This is a genomic window from Conexibacter sp. DBS9H8 (assembly GCF_023330685.1).
GTDB lineage: Bacteria > Actinomycetota > Thermoleophilia > Solirubrobacterales > Solirubrobacteraceae > Palsa-465.
The window spans coordinates 1,927,417-1,947,363 of sequence record NZ_CP097128.1; the positions used below are offsets into that span (position 1 = coordinate 1,927,417).

The 19,947-nt window shown below is 71.0% G+C and carries 21 protein-coding genes; 20 read left to right on the plus strand and 1 reads right to left on the minus strand.

The genetic code is table 11. From position 1 onward, the window contains the following. Positions 1-41: 41 nt before the first annotated feature. A complete protein-coding gene (locus tag M3M55_RS09140; RefSeq protein WP_249009197.1) occupies positions 42-845 on the minus strand; it encodes an acyltransferase in 804 nt (267 codons plus the stop codon). A gap of 102 nt (positions 846-947) precedes the next feature. Here M3M55_RS09140 and M3M55_RS09145 point away from each other — a divergent pair, with 102 nt between their 5' ends. The 20 genes from M3M55_RS09145 (at position 948) to atpF (ending at position 19,911) form a co-directional block, all read left to right on the plus strand. Further along, positions 948-1,376 (plus strand): hypothetical protein, encoded by a 429-nt coding sequence (locus M3M55_RS09145; protein WP_249009198.1) that lies wholly within the window; start codon positions 948-950, stop codon positions 1,374-1,376. Between the two features lie 159 nt (positions 1,377-1,535). Then, positions 1,536-2,720 (plus strand): acetyl-CoA C-acetyltransferase, encoded by a 1,185-nt coding sequence (locus M3M55_RS09150; protein WP_249009199.1) that lies wholly within the window; start codon positions 1,536-1,538, stop codon positions 2,718-2,720. Positions 2,721-2,759: 39 nt separating this feature from the next. After that, complete coding sequence (locus M3M55_RS09155; protein ID WP_249009200.1) at positions 2,760-3,791, plus strand: HAD family phosphatase; 1,032 nt, start codon at positions 2,760-2,762, stop codon at positions 3,789-3,791. 33 nt (positions 3,792-3,824) lie between these two features. Then, positions 3,825-4,622 carry an electron transfer flavoprotein subunit beta/FixA family protein gene (locus M3M55_RS09160; protein WP_249009201.1) on the plus strand — a complete coding sequence of 266 codons (798 nt, stop codon included), beginning with the start codon at positions 3,825-3,827 and terminating at the stop codon, positions 4,620-4,622. Then, positions 4,623-5,603, plus strand: a complete 981-nt coding sequence (locus M3M55_RS09165) for an electron transfer flavoprotein subunit alpha/FixB family protein (RefSeq protein WP_249009202.1) — start codon at positions 4,623-4,625, stop codon at positions 5,601-5,603. 7 nt (positions 5,604-5,610) lie between these two features. Further along, positions 5,611-7,413 carry an electron-transfer flavoprotein:ubiquinone oxidoreductase gene (locus M3M55_RS09170; protein WP_249009203.1) on the plus strand — a complete coding sequence of 601 codons (1,803 nt, stop codon included), beginning with the start codon at positions 5,611-5,613 and terminating at the stop codon, positions 7,411-7,413. A gap of 107 nt (positions 7,414-7,520) precedes the next feature. Continuing rightward, positions 7,521-7,757, plus strand: a complete 237-nt coding sequence (rpmE, locus tag M3M55_RS09175) for a 50S ribosomal protein L31 (protein ID WP_249009204.1) — start codon at positions 7,521-7,523, stop codon at positions 7,755-7,757. Positions 7,758-7,759: 2 nt separating this feature from the next. After that, positions 7,760-8,839 (plus strand): DUF1385 domain-containing protein, encoded by a 1,080-nt coding sequence (locus M3M55_RS09180; RefSeq protein WP_249009205.1) that lies wholly within the window; start codon positions 7,760-7,762, stop codon positions 8,837-8,839. Between the two features lie 61 nt (positions 8,840-8,900). Next, positions 8,901-9,947: a peptide chain release factor 1 gene (gene prfA / locus M3M55_RS09185; protein ID WP_249009206.1), complete on the plus strand. Its 1,047-nt coding sequence runs from the start codon at positions 8,901-8,903 to the stop codon at positions 9,945-9,947. A gap of 17 nt (positions 9,948-9,964) precedes the next feature. Then, on the plus strand, positions 9,965-10,795 hold the full coding sequence (prmC, locus tag M3M55_RS09190) for a peptide chain release factor N(5)-glutamine methyltransferase (RefSeq protein ID WP_249009207.1): 831 nt from the start codon (positions 9,965-9,967) through the stop codon (positions 10,793-10,795). Continuing rightward, complete coding sequence (locus M3M55_RS09195) at positions 10,792-11,343, plus strand: L-threonylcarbamoyladenylate synthase (RefSeq protein ID WP_249009208.1); 552 nt, start codon at positions 10,792-10,794, stop codon at positions 11,341-11,343. Before prmC ends, M3M55_RS09195 begins: the two co-directional genes overlap by 4 nt. A gap of 37 nt (positions 11,344-11,380) precedes the next feature. Beyond that, positions 11,381-12,673, plus strand: a complete 1,293-nt coding sequence (gene glyA, locus M3M55_RS09200) for a serine hydroxymethyltransferase (protein ID WP_249009209.1) — start codon at positions 11,381-11,383, stop codon at positions 12,671-12,673. A gap of 48 nt (positions 12,674-12,721) precedes the next feature. Next, positions 12,722-13,954 (plus strand): glycosyltransferase family 4 protein, encoded by a 1,233-nt coding sequence (locus M3M55_RS09205; protein ID WP_249009210.1) that lies wholly within the window; start codon positions 12,722-12,724, stop codon positions 13,952-13,954. Positions 13,955-13,961: 7 nt separating this feature from the next. Further along, positions 13,962-15,143 carry a hypothetical protein gene (locus M3M55_RS09210; RefSeq protein WP_249009211.1) on the plus strand — a complete coding sequence of 394 codons (1,182 nt, stop codon included), beginning with the start codon at positions 13,962-13,964 and terminating at the stop codon, positions 15,141-15,143. 143 nt (positions 15,144-15,286) lie between these two features. Then, on the plus strand, positions 15,287-16,819 hold the full coding sequence (locus tag M3M55_RS09215) for an MFS transporter (protein WP_249009212.1): 1,533 nt from the start codon (positions 15,287-15,289) through the stop codon (positions 16,817-16,819). Further along, on the plus strand, positions 16,819-17,328 hold the full coding sequence (locus M3M55_RS09220; RefSeq protein WP_249009213.1) for a MerR family transcriptional regulator: 510 nt from the start codon (positions 16,819-16,821) through the stop codon (positions 17,326-17,328). Before M3M55_RS09215 ends, M3M55_RS09220 begins: the two co-directional genes overlap by 1 nt. A 308-nt stretch (positions 17,329-17,636) precedes the next feature. Then, positions 17,637-18,077, plus strand: coding sequence for a hypothetical protein (locus tag M3M55_RS09225; RefSeq protein ID WP_249009214.1), 441 nt, complete (start codon positions 17,637-17,639; stop codon positions 18,075-18,077). Further along, entirely contained in the window at positions 18,074-19,030 is a 957-nt protein-coding gene (gene atpB / locus M3M55_RS09230) for a F0F1 ATP synthase subunit A (protein ID WP_249009215.1), read from the plus strand. Before M3M55_RS09225 ends, atpB begins: the two co-directional genes overlap by 4 nt. Before the next feature lie 26 nt (positions 19,031-19,056). Beyond that, on the plus strand, positions 19,057-19,350 hold the full coding sequence (locus M3M55_RS09235) for an ATP synthase F0 subunit C (RefSeq protein ID WP_249009216.1): 294 nt from the start codon (positions 19,057-19,059) through the stop codon (positions 19,348-19,350). A 9-nt stretch (positions 19,351-19,359) separates the two neighbouring features. Then, a complete protein-coding gene (atpF, locus tag M3M55_RS09240) occupies positions 19,360-19,911 on the plus strand; it encodes a F0F1 ATP synthase subunit B (RefSeq protein WP_249009217.1) in 552 nt (183 codons plus the stop codon). Positions 19,912-19,947 lie beyond the last annotated feature (36 nt).

Consider the following 19,947-nt stretch of genomic DNA (forward strand, 5'->3'; position numbering starts at 1 on the left):
CCGCGCCCGCCGGGTGGCGCCAATCGTTGGCGCGGGCGCGCTCAGCCCCAGCGGAAGGTCTGGGGCGCGTCCCGGAGGCGGATGACCCGGGCGGGTACGCCGCCGGCGACGGCGTTGTCGGGGATGTCATGGGTGACAACCGCGGAGGTGCCGATCACCGCGTTGTCGCCGACGCGGACGCCGCGCAGGAGGCAGGCACCGTAGCCGATCCAGACGTTGTGGCCGACGTGGACGTCGCGCTTGTAGATCCCCTGCTCCCGGATCGGCCGCTCGGTGTCGACCATCCCGTGGTCGAAGTCGATCATCATCGTCCGGTCGGCGATGATGCACTCGCGCCCGATCCGGATGTGCTGGTAGCAGGAGAGGGTGCACTCCTGGCCGAGGACGGACTTGGCGCCGATCTCGATCACGCCCTCATGGGCGCGCACCTTCGTCCCGTGCCCGAGCCACGACCAGCGGCCCATGATCACCTTTGCCTCCGGTCCGATCTCGAGGTGGACGCCGGGCAGGACGAAGCAGAGCCCATCCGTCACGAAGCGGCCGCGATAGCGGAGCTTCAGCCACGCCCAGCGGGCGATCAGCGGCACGTAGGCCCAGCGGAGCATCCGGTGGTGGCGGGCAAAGCGCCAGAACGCGATCGGGTTGTGGCGCAGCGGCGGCGGCGCCTCACGGAGGGGAAGGGGCACCGAGGCGGGTGGGGCGGCGAGGGCCGGCGGTGGGGGGGAGGCTGGCGCTGGCCCGGCGGGCGCAGGCGGTACGGGTGGTGTGGTCAGGGCCGAGGCGCGGTCGCCGTCCGCGGCGAGGACCTGCGGCGGCTCCCCCTCGATCGTGTCGTGGCGCGGCACGCGCAGATCGTAGTCCGCAGGCCGGGCCGCCGGCTCGCTCGGGTCCGGCCTGCGGCCGTCATCGACCACTGCCCGCCGGCGCTCTGGAAGTAGGATCGGGGCGTGGGCAGCGGCCATCTCAGCGGGCATCTGCCGCCCCCCGTCGTGCTCGGCGATCTCGGGGAGGGCGGCCTCGCCCCCGCGATCGCGGCGATCGTCGAACGCGGAGTGCAACGCCGTCCTGATCGGGCCAACCGGCTCAGCCTTGAGCTCGAGATCCGGGTCCTCGGGCCCCACCCCCCGACCCGCGTCTGCTTCCGTGCGGGGGAGGTCCTCGTGGAAGACGGTGCGGCTGAGAATCCGGCGGTCGTCCTCGAGGGAACGCTCGCCGACCTCGTCGCGGTGATCGCCAGTCCGGTCACGCTCGCCGGCCTGCCGAGCCCGGCCACGCCGCGCGGGCGCGCCGCCCTGACCAAGCTCGCCACCCGTCGCGTGCGGGTCGAGGGGCCGCTCTGGCTCCGCCGCGAGCTCCTCGCGCTCCTGCGGATCTGACCGTGCGGGCCCGGCCCGTCGCCGCCTCGAGCCTGCCGGGCGGCCCGGCGTCGCTCCGACGCGCACGGCCGGTGCCGGGGGCGGGACGGCGGCGGGCCCCCAGGCCCTACGATTGGGCTCCCTCGTCCCGTACCGACCCCTGGGAGCTGACCACCCACAATGCCCAAGACAGTGATCCTCTCAGCCGCGCGTACGCCGTTTGGCAAGCTCGGCGGCAGCCTCGCGAGCCTCGATGCGACCGACCTCGGAGCCGTGGCGATCAGGGCGGCGCTCGAACGTGCCCAGGTCGCGCCGGACCAGGTGGATCACGTCGTGATGGGGCAGGTCATTCAGGCCGGGCAGGGCCAGATCCCCAGCCGTCAATCTCAGATCAAGGCGGGGATCCCGAAGGAGGTCTCCTCCGAGACGATCAACAAGGTGTGCGCGTCGAGCATCCGCGCGGTCGGGATGATCGATCAGGCGATCCGGGCCGGAGACGTCACCGTCGGGGTCGCCGGCGGTCAGGAATCGATGTCGAACGGCCCCTACCTTCTGCCCGGGGCGCGCTTCGGGTTCCGTCTCGGCGACGTCACGGCGCTCGATGCGACCCAGCATGACGGTCTCACCAACCCGTTCAGCCACAAGGCGATGTTCGTCGAGGCGACCGAGGTCGGCGACCAGCTCGAGCTGACCCGCCCGGAGCTCGACCAGTGGGCGCTGCGCTCGCACACCCGCGCCTTTGCGGCGATCGACGCCGGCAAGTTCGCCGAGGAGATCGCGCCGGTGACGATCAGCTCCCGCAAGGGCGACACCGTCGTCGATCAGGATGAGGCGCCGCGCCGCGACACGACGCTGGAGAGGCTTGCCGCCCTCCCCGGCCTCGTCGGTCGTGAGGCGAGTCACACGGCCGGGAACGCGCCGGGCATCAACGACGGCGCGTCCGCGCTCGTGCTCGCCTCCGAGGAGTGGGCAGGTGAGCACTCGGCCCCGGTACTTGCGACGATCCTCGGCCAGGCCCAGGCGGCCGATGACTTCCCGATGCTCGCACGGACGCCGGCGCTCGCCTCCCGGAAGCTGCTCGACAAGCTCGGACTGAGCGTCGAGGAGATCGACCTGTGGGAGATCAACGAGGCGTTCGCCTCGGTCGCGATCAACACTGTGCGGATGCTCGGGATCGACCCCGAGCGGGTCAACGTCAACGGCGGCGCGGTCGCCCTCGGGCACCCGATCGGCGCCTCCGGAGGCCGGATCATCGGCACCCTCACCCTCGAGCTCCAGCGCCGCGGCGGTGGCCTCGGCATCGCCACCCTCTGCTCCGGCGGCGGGCAGGGCGACGCGATCCTGATCCAGGTCCCCGGCCGCTGAACGGGCGTCGTGCCCGCCGCCGAACCTGAGCCGGACTCCGTGTTCCCGCCAGCGCCGGGCGAGCCCGCGGGCGCACCCGGCGCGCCCACCGGCCCGGTGGCCGGTGGGCGCGGGGCGGCCTTCTTCGACCTCGACAAGACGCTCATGCAGGGGTCCTCGGCCTTCCAGTTCGCCCGGGCGGTCCGCGCGGCCGGGCTGATCAGCCGACGCCAGCTCGTCGGGGACGCCCTCGCCAACCTCAAGTTCCGCCTGCGCGGAGCGACCGACGCCGAGACCGACCTGCTGCGCGACCGGATCGCCGCCTCGGTCAGGGGCGTGCGCGTCCGTGACTTCGAGCGGCTCGGCCTCCCGGTGCTGATCCGGGTCCTGCCGCGGATCTATCCGGAGATGCTCGACATCGCCCACGCCCATCAGGACGCGGGCCGGGACGTGTACATCATCACCGCCGCGAGTGAGGAGCTCGCCCAGGTGCTCGCCCGGGTCCTCGCCCTCGACGGCGGGATCGGGTCGCACTTCTCCGATCAGGTCGACGGGATCTACACCGGCCAGTCCGACGGCCCGTTCATGTACGGGGAGATGAAGGCGACCGAGATCCGCCGCCTCGCCGCCGAGCGCGGCTATGACCTCAGCCAGTCCTACGCCTACTCCGACAGCGTCTCTGACGTGCCGATGCTGAGCGCCGTTGGGCACGCAGTCGTCGTCAGCCCCGACCGGGCGCTCGCCGAGCAGGCGCGCGATCACGGTTGGCAGACCCTGCGCCTGGACCCGCTCGGCCGCCGGCTCAAGGTGATCGGCGGACTCGCCCTCGCCGTCGGCGTCGGCCGGGGGCTGAGGATCCTCACCCCATCCCTGTCGGGCGTCGCCCGCCGGTTCGGCTGGGCTCCGGTACGTCTGGACCGGCTCGCCTGGGCGACCCGTCTCAGTGGGCTCGCGGACGGGCCGCGGGACGCGGTGCGGCGGGCCGGGCCGATTCCGGCGCCGCGGCGCCTCGCGGGCTGGCCGGGGCGGCGCCCCGTGTCGGCGGATCAACACCGCGTCCGCCGCCCGACTGACTGGTCAGTCAATCGTTAGACTCACCCCGTTACCACACCAGGAGGCACCCCGTTGGCTTTGAAGATAGCCGTCCTCGTCAAAGAGGTCCCGGACGCCGCCGTGCAGAAGAAGATCGACCCAGCGACGGGTCGCATCGACCGCTCCGGCGAGAAGAACCTGAATCCCTACGACACGCACGCGATCGAGTGCGCCGTCCAGCTCAAGGAGGGCACCGAGGTCGAGGTCGAGGAGATCATCGCCGTCACGATGGGCCCCGAGTCGGCCGTCCGCGCGCTGCACAAGGCCGTCTCCCTCGGGGCGGACCGGTCGATCCACCTCAGTGACGACGCGCTCGCGGGCTCGGACGTCCAGGCGACCGGGTACGCGCTCGCCAAGGTGCTCGAGTCCGAGTCGCCCGACCTCGTCCTGCTCGGCCAGCAGTCCGACGACGGTGAGTCCTACACCGTCGGCTCGGTCGTCGCCGACTACCTCAAGGCGCCGTCCCTCAGCCAGGTGATCAAGCTCGACGTCGTCGACGGCGGGCTGCGCCTCGAGCGCCAGGCCGAGTACGGCTACGACACCCTCCAGATCCCGTTCCCCGCCGTCGTCTCCGTCGGCGACGCGATCAACGAACCGCGGTACCCATCGCTGAAGGCGATCATGGGCGCGAAGAAGAAGCCACTGGAGACGAAGTCCGCCACAGACGCCGGCATCGACACGGGCATGGTCGGCACCGAGGGCTCCAAGGTCCGCTGCGGTGACTTCCACGCTCCGGCCGCCAAGGCGGCGGGCCAGATCATCGAGGACGAGGACACCAATGAGACGGTCGAGAAGATCGTCGCCTGGCTGGATGAAAGGAAGCTGATCTAAATGGCCGACGTTCTGGTCTATGTCCTCCACAACGGGGGCGCCTTCAACAAGAACTCCCTCGGCGCCGTCTCCGAGGCGGCCGCCCGTGCGGCCGAGATCGGCGGTTCCGCCCACGCCGCGGTGCTCGGCGGGGAGGAGCTCACCGACGAGCTCGTCGGCTCCCTCGGCGCCTACGGGGCGACCAAGGTGTTCCGGGCCAAGGGCACGGCCGGCCTCGCCGCCCCCGTCGTCGACTTCCTCGACGCGGTGATCGAGCAGCACGGCCACCGCTACGCGATCTTCGGCGGCGGTCTGCTCGGCTTCGAGATCGGCGGCGGCCTCGCCGCCCGGCGCAGCGCCGGCCTCACCTCGGAGGTGACCGAGGTCAAGGCGGAGGGCGGCGAGCTCGTCGCCCACCGCCCGATCCTCGGGGACAGCCAGATCTCGGTCTCCCACTACCGCGGGGATCTCGGGATCATCATCGGCCGGATCAACGCCTTCGAGGTCCGCCAGAGTGGATCGGGCGCGGCCGAGATCGTCGACGTCGACGTCGCCTACCAGGACTTCTCCAACGCGGCCGAGCTGATCATCCGCGGCGAGCAGCGCGGTGAGGCGGTCGACATCGAGGGCGCGAACGTCCTCGTCGCCGTCGGCCGCGGCTTCGGCTCGGCGGAGAACCTGTCCCTCGCCGACGCCCTCGCCGGCGCCTTCGGCGGCAACACCGCCGTCGCCGCGACCCGCGCGGTCGTCGACGCCGGCTGGGCCGCCTACGCCTCCCAGATCGGCCAGACCGGCAAGACGGTCGCGCCGAAGCTGTACCTCGCCGCCGGCATCTCCGGCGCGATCCAGCATAAGGTCGGCATGCAGTCGTCGGAGAACATCGTCGCGATCAACAAGGACGCGAACGCGCCGATCTTCGAGTTCTCGGACCTCGGCATCGTCGGGGATCTCAACAAGATCCTTCCGAAGCTGACCGACGCGATCAAGGCGAAGAAGGGCTAAGGCGAACATGTCCGAGCCAGCCGCTGGAGCGACCAGCGCCCCCGAGAAGCCCGGCCGCGTCCTCGATCCCGACGGCCGACCGGCCTTCGGGCCCTTCACGCCGTCGCAGTTCCCGCCGCGCTTCGATCCCGAGGATGAGGTGATCAAGCGCGGCCTCGATCCCGAGGACGAGATCATCGAGGTTGGCGTCGCGATCGTCGGCGGTGGCACCGCCGGCCTCGCGACCGCCAACCGTCTGCTCCAGCTGCTGGCCGACGATCCCGAGCTCACCGAGGCGCTCGGGGAGGTGCCGGTCGCGGTGATCGAGAAGGCCAAGACCTGTGGCGGGCACATCATGTCCGGCGCGGTGATGGTCCCCGAGCCGCTGCTGGAGCTCTACCCGAACCTCACCCGGGAGGACTGGCGCAAGCTCAAGTTCGCCTTCGGCGAGGTGAAGAAGGACGCCGTCTACGTGCTCCCGAACGGTAAGCGGGCGATCAAGCTGCCGGTTCCGCCGCCGAACTTCGCCAACCACGGCAATGAGGTCGTGTCGGTGGCGGCGCTCGCCCGCTACCAGCAGCAGCTCGCCGAGGACGCCGGCGCCTACGTGCTGACGGAGACGGCGGCGACCCGGCTGATCGTCGAGGACGGCCGCGTCGTCGGCGTTCGCTCCGGGGACAAGGGCCGGGGCAAAGAGGGCCAGGAACTCTCCAACTTCGAGCCCGGCACCGACATCAAGGCGAAGGTGACCGTCCTGGCGGAGGGCAACTGGGGCCACCTCACCGGTGCGGCGATCCGCGAGTTCGACCTCGCCGAGAATCGTGAACCCCAGATCTGGGAGCTCGGGGTCAAGGAGGTGTGGAAGGTCCCCAAGCCGCTGGACCGGGTCATCCACACGCTCGGCCCGTGGCCGCTGAAGACCTCCAAGAAGTACGGCCAGATCGGCGGCACCTGGATCTACCCGATGAAGGACGAGACGACCGGCGACGACCTCGTCTCGATCGGCTTCGTCGTCGACCTCGGCTACAAGGACGCGACGACCTCGGCCCACGACCTGCTCCAGCTGTTCAAGACCCATCCGATGGTGCGCGAGATTCTCGACGGTGGCGAGCGGGTCGCCTGGTCGGCCAAGGCGCTGCCCGGCGGCGGCTACTGGTCGATGCCGAAGCTGTCGATGCCCGGGGCGGTCCTCGTCGGCGACGCCGGCGGGCTCGTCGACACGGTGTCGCTCAAGGGTGTCCACCACTGCATCCAGTCGGGCAAGCTCGCCGCCGAGGCGATCTACCGCTCCCTCAAGGGCCAGGCGCCGCTGTCCAAGTACGAGGCGGCGGTCGAGACCTCCTCGACCGGCAAGGCCCTGTGGGCGACCCGCAACACCCGGCAGCCGCTGGAGAAGGGGTTCTTCAAGGGCGCGCCGCTGTCCGGGCTCGGGGTCGCGACCAACGGCCACGCGCTGTCGGGCCGCTGGCCCTGGCACCGCAATGACGAGCAGCCGATGTTCATCGGGGACACGAAGAACGCCTACCCCAAGCCGGACGGCAAGTACATCTTCGACAAGCTCTCCTCGGTGTACATCTCCGGCAACGCGACCCGCGACGATGCCCCCAACCACATCCGGATCGAGAAGCACGTTCCGCGTGAGATCGCCGAGACGTGGGTGTGGATGTGCCCCGCCGGGGTGTACGAGCTGCCCGAGGACGCGCCGAAGTCCGGTCGGGTCGACGTCATCGTCAACTACACCAACTGCGTGCAGTGCGGGGCGATCACCGCCAAGGGCGGCCGGCTCACCCCGCCCGAGGGTGGGGACGGACCGCTCTACACGATCGCCTAGGCGACCGGCCGGCTTGGCGGGGCGGGTGACTCATGCGTTCACCCGCCCCGACCGCCGTCCCCGCGCTCCGGTTCCGGCGCGAGGCCGCCGCTATCCTTGACGTCTCCATGAAGAGCGATATTCATCCCGCCTACAACGAGGCGCACGTCACGTGCACCTGCGGCAACAGCTTCAGCACCCGCTCGACGCGGGGTGAGATCCACGTCGAGATCTGCTCGGAGTGCCACCCGTTCTACACCGGCAAGCAGAAGCTCGTCGACACGGGTGGACGGGTCGAGCGCTTCCAGCGCCGGGCCGCCAAGGGGCGCGCCGCCGCGCGCGCCGCGGCCGGGAGCACGAACTAGCCGTGAGCGCGGTCGGGTCCCCGGACCCGGCCGCCCCGGTTCCGGCCGGCCCGGATCGCCCCCGCGCCACCGCGGCGGCGTCTGCGCCCCCCGGGCCAGCGGCCCTCTCCCTGCAGGAGACCCTCGCACGCAGCCGTGACGCCCCGGTCGGCGGCCAGGCGGTGATCGAGGGGGTGATGATGCGCGGGGTTCGCCACTGGGCGGTCGCCTCACGTCTCCCCGACGGGGGCGTCGCGGTGACGACGGTGCAGCGCGAGGGCCCGGCTCGTCGCCGGTTGTTCCGTCTCCCGCTCATCCGCGGGATCGTCGGCATGGTCGACTCGATGGCGATCGGCCTGCGCGCGCTCGGGATCGCCACCGACGCCCAGCTCGCCCACGATCCCGACGGGGCCGGGGCCGGGGCGGGGGAGGCGGGCGCGGCCACCGGGCTGTCCGGGGGCGTGTGGGCCGGGACGATCGTCGTCGCCGTCCTGTTCGCCGTCGGCCTGTTCTTCGTCGTGCCGGTCACCCTCACGAGCCTGATCAAGGATCAGCTTGGCTCCTCCTGGCTGTTCTGGCTCGTCGAGGGCCTTGTGCGAACGGTGATCTTCCTCCTCTACCTGCTCGCTCTCACCCGGATGGCGGACATGCGCCGGGTGCTCGAGTACCACGGCGCCGAGCACAAGACGATCTCCTGCTATGAGGCGGGGGACGAGCTGACGCCCGCCCGGGCGGCCCGCTACAGCCGCCTGCACCCGCGCTGTGGCACGAGCTTCCTGCTGATCGTGATGATCATCTCGATCTTCATCTTCGCCCCCATCGGCCTGCCGGCGTGGTGGATCCTCGTGCTCACCCGGATCGCCGGGGTGCCGGTGATCGTCGGGCTCTCCTTCGAGGTGATCAAGTGGGCGGGCGCGCACCGGGCCCGCCGTTGGGTGCAGTGGGTGATGGCCCCGGGGCTCGCGCTGCAGCGGCTGACGACGGCGGAGCCGAGCCTCGACCAGCTCGCGGTCGCGATCGCCGCGCTGGAGGCGGTGCTCGCCCGGGAGACGCCCGGATCGCTGCGCGCCGAGGACCTGATCGGCGTCGAGGTCTCCGCCTGAGCGGACCCGGCCGCGGGGGGTCGGGGGCCCGGCCGGGCCGGGCCTACACTCGCCCCCTGAGATGCTCGACCTCGTCAACCAGATCGAAGCGCGCTTCCGCGAGCTGGAGGACGAACTCGCCGACCCGACGGTGATCGGGGACCGCGCCCGGTTCACGGCCGCCTCCCGTGCCTACCGGGAGCTCGAGGACGCCGCCCGGCTCGCCCGCGAGTACCGCCACGCCGCCGACGACGCCGCCGGAGCGCGCGAGCTGCTCGCCGAGGGCGAGGACGCGGAGCTGCGCGAGCTCCTGCGCGCCTCGAGCGAGCGGATCGAACAGCTCGAGGAGGAGATCCGCCTGGCGATGGTCGAACGGGACCCCAACGACGACAAGAACGTGATCATCGAGATCCGCCCCGGCGCCGGCGGCGAGGAGGCCGGGCTGTGGGCCGGGGACCTGTACCGGATGCTCACCCGGTACGCAGAGCGGCGCGGCTTCTCGACGGAGGCGATGGCGGTCGGTGAGGGCACCTACACATTCGCGGTCAAGGGCGACGGCGCCTACAGCGTGTTCAAGTTCGAGGGCGGAACCCACCGCGTTCAGCGCGTCCCCGAGACCGAGTCCCAGGGCCGGATCCACACCTCGACGGCGACCGTCGCCGTCCTCCCCGAGGTCGACGACGTCGAGGTCGAGGTCGACCCCAACGACCTGCAGATCGACGTGTTCCGCTCCGGCGGCCCGGGTGGCCAGTCGGTCAACACGACCGACTCGGCGGTGCGCATCACCCACCGGCCGACCGGGGTCGTCGTCTCGATGCAGGACGAGAAGTCCCAGCTCCAGAACCGGGAGAAGGCGATGCGGGTCCTCCGCGCTCGCCTGTATGAGCGCGCGCTTGCCGAGCAGCACGCCGCGCTCGCGGCGACCCGCTCGGCTCAGGTCGGCAGCGGCGACCGGGCCGAGAAGATCCGCACCTACAACTACGGTGAGGGCCGCATCACCGACCACCGGGTCAACCTCAAGCTGCACAACCTCGACGCGATCCTGATGGGCGAGCTCGACCCGTTCACCGACGCGCTCCAGGACGACGAGAAGCGCCGGCGGCTCGCCGAGCGGACCGACGGCACCTGATCGGGGGCGAGGAGACGATGGACGCGACGGTTCGCACGCTCGCTGACGAGCTCGCCTGGGCGACCGCCTCACTCGCCGAGGTTGGGATCGACACGGCTCGCCTCGACGCCGAGCTGCTGATGGCCCACCTCCGCGGTGGGGATCGGGCTCGCCTCATCCTCGACGCCGATGTGCGCGCCGACGGGGACCTGCGGACCCGCTACCTCGCCCTCGTCGCCCGCCGCGCCGGGCACGAGCCGATCGCCTACATCACCGCCAAGCAGGGCTTCCGCCACCTCGAGCTCGCCGTCGACCCGCGCGTGCTGATCCCCCGCCCGGAGACCGAGCTGCTCGTCGAGGTCGGGCTCGAGCTGCCGGCGGGGGCCCGGGTCGTCGACGTCGGCACCGGCAGTGGGGCGATCGCGCTGGCGCTCAAGCAGGAGCGGCCCGACCTCGCCGTGACCGGGCTCGAGCTGTCAGAGGCGGCGCTCGCGCTCGCCCGCCACAACGCCGCCCGCCTCCGGCTCGAGGTCGCCTTCTCCGCCTCGGACCTTCTCGACGACGGCGACTATGACGCGGTGCTCGCCAACCTGCCCTATATCACCGACGGTGAGCCGCTGCCGCCCAGCGTCGCCGCCTTCGAGCCCGCGCGGGCACTGTACGGCGGCCCGGACGGGCTGAGGGTGATCCGGGCACTCTGTGCCCAGCTCGCTGACCGGCCCGGCGTGGGCGCCGTCGCCCTCGAGATCGGGGCGACCCAGGGGGAGGCGGTCGCCGGATTCCTCACCGCCGCCGGCTTCGGTGCCGTCGAGGTGCGCACCGACCTCGCCGGGCTCGACCGGGTCGTGATCGGGCGCCGGACGCGATGAGCGCGAGCCGGGCAGAGGCGTTCGAGGCGGCGATCGCCGCCGGTGAACTCGTCCTGTTTCCCGCCGACACCGTCTATGGGCTCGCCGTCGACCCGGCACGGCCTGAGGCCCTGTATGCGCTCAAGGGCCGGCCGGACGGGAAACCGTCGGCGTTGATGTACTTCGATCTCGACACCGCACTGGCGGGGGTGCCTGCACCGAGTGCCGCCGTGATGGCCCGGCTGCTGCCCGGCCCGGTCACCGTCGTGCTCGCCGACGGCCGCGGGATCCGCGTCGTCGACGTGCCCGTCCTCGCCGGCGCCCGCGGGCCCGTCCTGCAGTCGAGCGCCAACCCCTCCGGCGCGCCCGACGCCCGCCGGCTCGAAGACGTCGACCCGGCGATCCGGGCCGGGGTCGGGCTCGAGATCGACGGGGGGGAGCTGCCGGGCGTCCCCTCGACGGTGGTCGATCTGCGCCGCTACGACACGACGGGCGAGTGGGCGATCCTCCGGGCCGGGGCGGTCGACCCCGCTGAAATCGCCGCCGCGTTCGGGGCCCGAGCCGGCTGAGAAGATGCCCGCCACCGCCGCTGCTAGCGTCCAGCTCATGGCCACCGTCTCTGACCCGACCGCCCTTCCCGCCGACTACTTCAACGCGCCCCTGACGGCGGTCGACCCGGAGATCGCCGAGGTCCTCGCGCGTGAACTCGAGCGTCAGCAGCGCACGCTCGAGATGATCGCCTCCGAGAACTTCGTGCCTGTCGCGGTGCTCGAGGCCCAGGGGTCGGTGCTGACCAACAAGTACGCCGAGGGGTACCCGGGCCGCCGCTACTACGGTGGCTGTGAGTTCGTCGACATCGCCGAGCAGCTCGCCATCGACCGGGCCAAGGCGCTGTTCGGGGCCCAGTACGCCAACGTCCAGCCGCACTCGGGCGCCCAGGCGAACCTCGCCGTCTACCACGCCCTGCTGCGCCCCGGGGACACGCTGATGGGGCTCGAGCTCGCCCACGGCGGCCACCTCACCCACGGGATGAAGATCAACGCCTCTGGGCGGCTCTATGAGATCGTCTCCTACGGGGTCGACCCGGAGACGAGCCTCGTCGACATGGACCGGGTCGCCGCGCTTGCGCGCGAGCACCGGCCGAAGCTGATCGTCGCCGGCTGGTCCGCCTACCCGCGCCAGCTCGACTTCGCCGCCTTCCGCGCGATCGCTGACGAGGTCGGCGCCTACCTGATGGTCGACATGGCCCACTTCGCCGGGCTTGTTGCCGCCGGTTTGCATCCGAGTCCGGTCCCGCACGCCGACGTCGTCACGACGACGATCCACAAGACCCTCGGCGGCCCGCGGGCCGGGATGATCCTCGCGCGCGAGGATCACGCCAAGGCGCTCAACTCCGCAGTCTTCCCGGGCCAGCAGGGCGGGCCGCTCGAGCATGTCATCGCCGCCAAGGCGGTCGCCCTGAAGATCGCCGCCACCCCCGAGTTCCGGGAGCGCCAGGAGCGGACGCTCGCCGGCGCACGGACGGTTGCGGCCGCGCTCGCGGACGCCGGTGCCGGGGTCGCGGTGCTCACCGGCGGCACCGACGTCCATCTCGTCCTCGTCGACCTCCGCGCCTCCGAGCTCGACGGCCAGCAGGCCGAGGACCGCCTCCACGCGATCAACGTCACCGTCAACCGCAACGCGGTCCCCTTCGACCCGCGTCCGCCGATGGTCACGAGCGGACTGCGGATCGGCACCCCCGCGCTCGCCACCCGCGGACTCCAATCGGCCGATTTCAGTGAGATCGGGGCGATCCTCGCCGAGGCGCTGACGACGTCCGACTTCGCCGCGGCCGCCGACGGCCTCACCGCGCGGGTCGCGGCGATCGCCGACCGCCACCCGCTCTACGCGAACCTGTAACCCAAACACCGCCGCCGCCGTCCCCGACAGGTGGCAAGCTACGAGGCTGTGCGACACGGCGCTGGCCCCCCCAGCCTCTACGCGGATGCGGTGTACGCGTTCCTCGTCGCGATGGCGATCGCGGCGGTCGTCACCCCACTGGCCGCCCGACTCGCCCGCCGGGTCGGGGCGATCTCCTATCCCTCCAACCGCGGTCTGTCGACCCGTCCGGTCCCCGCCCTCGGGGGGCTGGCGATCCTCGCCGGGGTGCTCGTCGCCGCGCTCATCTGGCTGCCCGGGGAGATCGTGCTGCCCCACCTCCTGCACGGCCGTTCCGGCGCCTCGGGCACCGTCCACACATCCCTCCTGCTCGTCGGCGCCGGCCTGATCGCCGTCGTCGGCGCGATCGACGACACCCGCCCGCTCAAGCCGCTCGTCAAACTGCTCGGCCAGATCGCCGCCGCGGTCGTGGCGGTGCTCGGCGGGGCGGTGATCAACCACCTGACGATCCCGTTTCTCGGCGCCCTCCAGTTCCCCAACGGCGGCGGTGTGCTGACGGTGATCTGGCTCGTCGCGCTGATGAACATCGTCAACTTCTCCGACGGGGTCGACGGGCTCGCCGCCGGGGTGTGCACGATCGACGGGATCGCCTTCGCCCTGATCGCCTTCAACCTGCAGGGGGCCGGCTCGGCCGCGGCGCTGCTCGGCGCGATCACCGCCGGGGGGGCGCTTGGGTTCCTCTTCCACAACTTCCCGCCCGCGTCGGTGTTCATGGGCGACATCGGCGCGAACCTGCTCGGGTACCTGCTCGGAGTCGCGGCGGTGATCGGGTCACTCAAGACGAACGCCGTGCTCGCCCTCGTCGTCCCGCTGATGATTCTCGCCGTCCCGTTTCTCGACACCTCCTTCGTGGTCGCCAAGCGCCTCAAGTACGGCCGCAAGCCGTGGGAGGCCGACGCCGAGCACTTCCACCACCGCATGGACCGGCTCGCCTTCGGGCCGCGCAAGACGATCGCCTACCTGTACCTGTGGTCGGCCCTGATGGCCGGTTGTGCGATCGCGCTGCGGCTCGTCACCCACCGCCACCTCCACCAGACCCCGTGGATGGTCGGGCTCGTCGCCCTCATCGTCCTCGCCCTCGGCGCGAGCGTCTACCTCCTCTACGTGCTCGAGATCCTCAAGTTCAAGGCCCTGCGCACGCGCCAGATGCGGGCGCAGAACCCGGAGGTGACCGACGATGAGATCGTCCTCACCGTCCAGCGCGACATTGAGACCGGCGAGTTCGACCGGGTGCCCCAATGACCTCGCGATGCCGATCGATCTCGTGGCGCCCCACGACCTCGGGGTCCCGAGCGAGCTCGCGGCGCGGCCGGTGAGCATCGTCACGCGCGCCGACCGGATCGCGGTGCCGCTCGTCGCGCTGGGCACCGGACTCGCCGCCCTCACCCGCTTCTCCGGAGCGGCCTCGGCGCTCGTCGCCTTCCTCGTCGCCGCCGTCGCCCTCGCCGGTCAGGCCTTCCTCGTGTCCAGCGCGACCGAGCGGATCGGCGAGCGCTACGGGACCGCGCTGACGGGCACCCTGCAGTCGACCGTCGGCAACCTGCCCGAGTTCTTCGTCGTCGTCTTCGCCCTCCAGGCCGGAGACACGGTCGTTGCCCAGACCGCGCTGCTCGGCTCGATCCTCGTCAACGCGCTGCTGCTGCTCGGACTCGTCCTCGTCGTCGGGTCGCTCAGCTCCGAGGGCCAGGTGATGCGCTTCAGTCCCCGTCTGCCCAACGACACCGCCACCCTGCTGCTCGTCGCCTCCTTCATCATCGTCCTGCTCGGACTCGCTCACGCCTCCGGAGATGTCGCTGCCGCGCACCTGCAGACGATCACGATCGTCGGAGCCGCCGTACTGCTCGGCGTCTACCTGATCTGGCTCGGGCAGTACCTGCGCGGCGCCCCGGGCGCCGGCGCCGGTCCCGGCGGCGAACCGGGGGGAGAGGGCGCGCACCGGGCTCAGGCCGCCGGCGGGGAGCGATCCGCGACTCCCGGTGTGGGGCCCGCGCTCGCCATCCTCCTCGCCGCGGGGACGGCGAGTGCCTTCACCTCTGACTGGTTCATCCACGCCCTCGAGCCGGCGATCCGCCACCTCCACCTCTCCCAGGCGTTCGCCGGGCTCGTCATCGTCGCGATCGCCGGGAACGCAGTCGAGCACGTCGTCGCAATCGTCCTCGCCCGGCGCGGCGCCCACGACCTTGCCATCAGCGTCGTCAAGTCCTCGGTCGCCCAGATCGCCGCGTTCCTCTACCCGGTGCTCGTGCTCGTCTCCCTCGCGTTGCGGACCCAGCTCACCTTCGCGCTCGCCCCGGTCTACATCGGCGCCCTGATCGGCACCGCGATCCTCATCTGGCAGATCACCGGGGACGGCGAGGCGACCCCGTTTGAGGGGGCGGCCCTGGTCGCCATGTTCGTGGCGGTGGCGATGGTCGCCGCCTACCAGGTCTGACGCCGCCCCGCCGGTCGTGTCTGCGGCGGAGATCTGACGGGTCCGGTCGGATCGGCCTCCTGCCGTCTGATCGTCGCCGCCGCCCGACCCTTCTGCTATTTTTGACGTTCACGTAAGAAGCTATTTTGGCAAGGGAGGTACTCGTGGCCATCGCGGAGCCCGCTCCAACACCCAGCGCACCGCCGCGGCCCCGCTCGCGGATCGGCGTGGACGCCGACCACCACCACTACAAGTGGTGGGCGCTCTCCTGCACGAGCCTCGGCATGCTGCTCGCGACGATCAACTCGGGAACCCTGATCATCGCCCTCCCCGACCTCGAGCGCCACCTCCACACGAGCCTGCTCGAACTCGTCTGGGTGATCCTCGTCTACATGATCGCCTCGACGGTGCTCGTCCTCTCCGCCGGGCGTCTGTCGGACCAGTTCGGCCGCAAGAAGGCCTACATCCTCGGCTTCCTCGTGTTCGCCGCGGCCAGCCTCGGGGCCGGCTTCTCCAGCTCGGGGACCGAGTTGATCCTGTGGCGGGTCGCCCAGGGGGTCGGTGGCGCGTTCCTGTTCGCCAACTCGGCGGCCATCGTCACCGACGCGTTCCCGAGGGAGGAGCTCGGGGTGGCGATGGGCACCAACACGATGGTCGCCGCGGTCGGCCTGGTGATCGGACCGGTGCTCGGCGGTGCGCTCGTCGACATCTCCTGGCACTGGGTGTTCTGGTTCAACGTCCCCTTCGGCCTGCTCGGCTCCTTCTGGGCGCTGTCGGTGCTGCGCGAGCTGAGCGGTCGCTCCTCTGAGACCGCCTTTGACGCCGCGGGCACGCTCACCTTCCTGATCGGGCTCACCGGTCTCGTCTACGGCATCTCCCGCGGCGGTGTCGAGGGATGGGGGACCCTCGCGATCGGCGCGCTCGTCGTCGCGGCGGTGTTCCTACCGCTGTTCGTGCTGATCGAGAGCCGCCACCGGCAGCCGATGCTCGACCTGACGATCTTCAGGAGCCGGCTGTTCAGCCTGGCCTCCGGGGCAGCCTTCCTCAACGGCCTCGCCCGCTTCGCCCTGATGTTCGTCTTCGTCTTCTACTTCCAGGGTGTGCAGGGCGACACGCCGGTGATGGCCGGCCTCAAGCTCGCGCCGCTCGCCATCGGGATGCTGATCGCCTCCCCCCTGGCGGGGATCTACGCCGACCGCAAGGGCTCGCGTGCGCTCGCCTCGATCGGCATGCTCGTGACCGCTCTCGGGCTCGGGCTGATGACGATCCTCCAGCGCGACACGAGCTACTGGTTCCCGGCCCTCTTCCAGCTCATCGTCGGGATCGGCTCGGGGATGTTCAACTCGCCGAACACGGCGGCGATGATGGGCACGGTGGCCCCGCATCGCCGCGGCATCGCCTCGGGCGCGCGGGTGCTCGTGCAGAACACGGGTGCGGTGCTGTCGATCGCCTTCGTGATGGCGGTCGTCACCGCGAGCGTTCCCAAGCAGACCCTCTACAACGTGTTCAGCGGCCTCGGGGCGCGGATCTCCACCGCCCAGCTCGCCCCGTTCCTGGCCAACCTGCATCTCGCGCTGTGGTGCCTGTGCGGGGTGTCGGTGCTCGGGGCGATCGTCGCCTTCTCCCGGCCCAAACACGTCAGCCCGGCGGCGGCCGAGCCGGAGCTGGTGCCCGAGTCTGAGCCGGTGGCCGCCTGATGGGTGCCGTGCCCCACACGGGGGCCAGCCCCGCCGGCGTCGGTCTCGGGCTTCCGTCCGCGGAGGCGGAGCGAAGCGGCGCGCGGATGCGGATCGGGGAGGTCGCCGAGCTGACCGGCACGACCCCCCGAACGATCCGCTACTACGAGGAGCTCGGGCTGCTCGGCACCCCGGATGACCGCATTCAGGGCAAGCACCGCTCCTACGGTGCCGCCGAGGTCGAGCGGATCCGGGAGATCGTCCGTCTGCGCGACCTCCTCGGCCTCAGTCTCGATCAGCTCTCCCAACTGCTCGAGGCCGAGACCGCCCGGGCGGAGATCCGCGCCGAGCTGTCGGCGACCGCGGACGGCGCCCGTCGCCGCGAGCTGATCGCCCAGGCCGGTCAGCACATCGAGACCCAGCTCGGCCTTGTGCAGGGCCGGATCGCCGAGCTGCGCGCGCTCGAGGCGACGCTGTTGGCCAAACGCGCACGCGTCACCGAGAAGCTCGTCGAGCTCGGCGAACCCTGACGCTCGGGCGGGGCTCGGATCTGCGTCGGAGCGGAGACCGCCCGGAGGGTCTCGGCGGCGAGACCGGTCCCGGCGGTGTGGGGTTGACGCCGAGCCGACGCGGTCGGGGTTGGCTCGCTACATTGACGGGGCCGCGGCGACTCGCTCCGCCCGTTGCGCTGGCCTAATGGCCTGCTAACGGAACGGAGAATCGGCTAGCATGCGGCGCCCTGTCCCGGGCAGGCCTCTCGCCCCACCAGGTATTCAGACTTGATCACATTCGTCCACGAAACCGCGTGGTGTCGCCCGCGCCATTCCCGGAGTGTCCCGTGCCGGTGACGCTCAAGGCCGACCCCCGTCCGCTGCCCGTCCTCTCCCCGCGTCTGCTCGACGTGGCGGTGATCGTCGTCGGCGCTGCTCCGGCCCTCGCGCTCGGCGCGCCCGTGCTCGGCTACTGCGTCGGGGCGGCCGGCTGGATCCTTTCGCGGCTCGCCCAGGTCGTCGACCGCCGGTTCACCGCTCGGGTCGAGGACCCGGTCCGGCGCGCGGGGGCGAACCTGTTCGAGGCCTTCGGCCGGATCTGGCTGCTCGCGGCGGCGATCATCGTCGCCGACCTGGCCGGAAACCACTCCGACGGCCTCACCGCCGCCCTCGTCATCTTTGCCGCCTACAGCATCGCCTTCATCGTCCGCCTGTTCAGCGGTGCGCTCGCCGCCGCCGAACCCGCCCCCGCCGGCCCGCTCCGGTCCGGCCCGGAGAACCCGTCATGAGCGCCATCACCGCCCCGTCCCCCGGTCCCACCAAGTCGGGCATGTCGACGGCCAAGAAGGTCGGCCTCGGCCTGTTCGGCTTCTGGCTCGCCGGCCTCATCTTCTTCATCGCCGTCTTCGGGTTCAAGTCCCACAAGGCACCCGCGGTCGCCTCCGGTGTGTTCACGCCGACGAACGAGTTCAAGCTCGATACCTGGTTCGCCGTCGGGCCGATCGACTTCAACAAGGGCGTGCTCTATGTCCTGCTCGCGGCGGTTCTCACGATCGGGATCCTCGGCTACACGGTCCGGCGGTTGCGCCGGCGTCCCGGTCGCCTCCAGGTCGCGGTGGAGAGCTTCTACAACCTCACCGACTCGCTCGCCGGCGACAACCTGCCCGGCGAGGACATGGCCCGCAAGTACTTCCCGCTGATCGCGACCCTGTTCGTGTTCATCCTCGTCACGAACCTGATCGGATACATCCCGCTGCCGGTCAACTCGATCGACAAGTTCACCATCTTCGGCGCCCACCTTCCGAGCTTCCAGATCTACGCAGCCGACACGAACGTCGCGTTCCCGCTGATGCTCGCCCTGATGGTGTTCGCCCTGTTCAGCTGGGAGCGGCTCAAGCACAACCACTACAACCCGCTCGCCTTCTTCAAGAGCCTGATGCCCTCCGGCGTGAGCGGCCCGATCGTCCCGCTGATCTTCGTCATCGAGATCCTCTCCTACTTCCTCCGGCTGATCTCGCTCACCGTCCGGCTCTGGGCCAACCTGCTGGCCGGGCACATGCTCATCGCCTTCATGGGCGGCGAGCTCGGCGTGCTCGTCGGCGACCAGTGGGTGCAGTGGCTGCTGCTCCCCCTCGGGATCGCCATCTATGCCTTTGAGGCCGTCCTCATCGCCGCCCTCCAGGCCTTCATCTTCTCCATCTTGACCGCGATCTACCTCGGTGACGCGGTCACCTCCCACTAGCCAAAGCAAGGAGCCAACGAGTCCAAATGCTGTTCCTCCACTTCCTGTCGATCTTCCACCCGTTCTTGGCGGCGGTCGACCCGACGACCTACGGAAAGAAGGCCGGTGAGGCGATCGCGCTCGGCGTCGGTGCCGGTGGCGGCGCGGCGGGCGCGGGTGCGGGCATCGGCTCCGTCTTCGGCGCGGCCATCCAGTCCAAGACCCGTCAGCCCGAGCTGCGCGGCGACATCGAGCGCGACCAGTGGCTCGGCTTCGCCCTCACCGAGGCCTGCTTCTTCTACGGCCTCGTCGGCGGCTTCATCGCAGCCTTCCTGTTCTAAGGCGCCCGCATGCCCGTCGCCAGCCACATTCCGATCGCCGCGAGCGGATCCTTCCTCATCACCCCGAACGTCGGGCTGATGATCTGGGTGCTCGTCGTCTTCCTGATCGTCGCCTACATCCTCAAACGAACGGTGTTCCCGGCGATCGGCAAGATCCTTGACGAGCGGGCGGCGAGCATCAACTCGGAGATCGACTCGGCCGCCCAGTTGCGGGCGGAGGCCGACAGCGTGCTGGAGGAGTACCGCCAGCGCCTCACCGAGGCCCGCAAACAGGCCGAGGAGATCATCGACCGCGCCCACAAGGCCGGGGAGGCTCACCACCGTCAGGTCGTCGAGGAGACGAACGCCGAGCGCGAACGCAAGCTCGAGCAGATCCGCGCCGAGATCAGCGCTGAGACCGAGCGGGCCCTCGGCCAGATCCGGGCCGAGGTCGCCAAGCTCACCGTCGCCGCGACGGAGAAGGTGACGCGCAAGACGCTCACCGACGACGATCACCGACGGCTCATCGACGACGCCCTGTCCGAGCTTGACTTCAGCGCGCTGTCGGGAGGCAAGCGCTAGGCCGGCGGTCTTGACCGCTGCCCTGCCGCTGACATC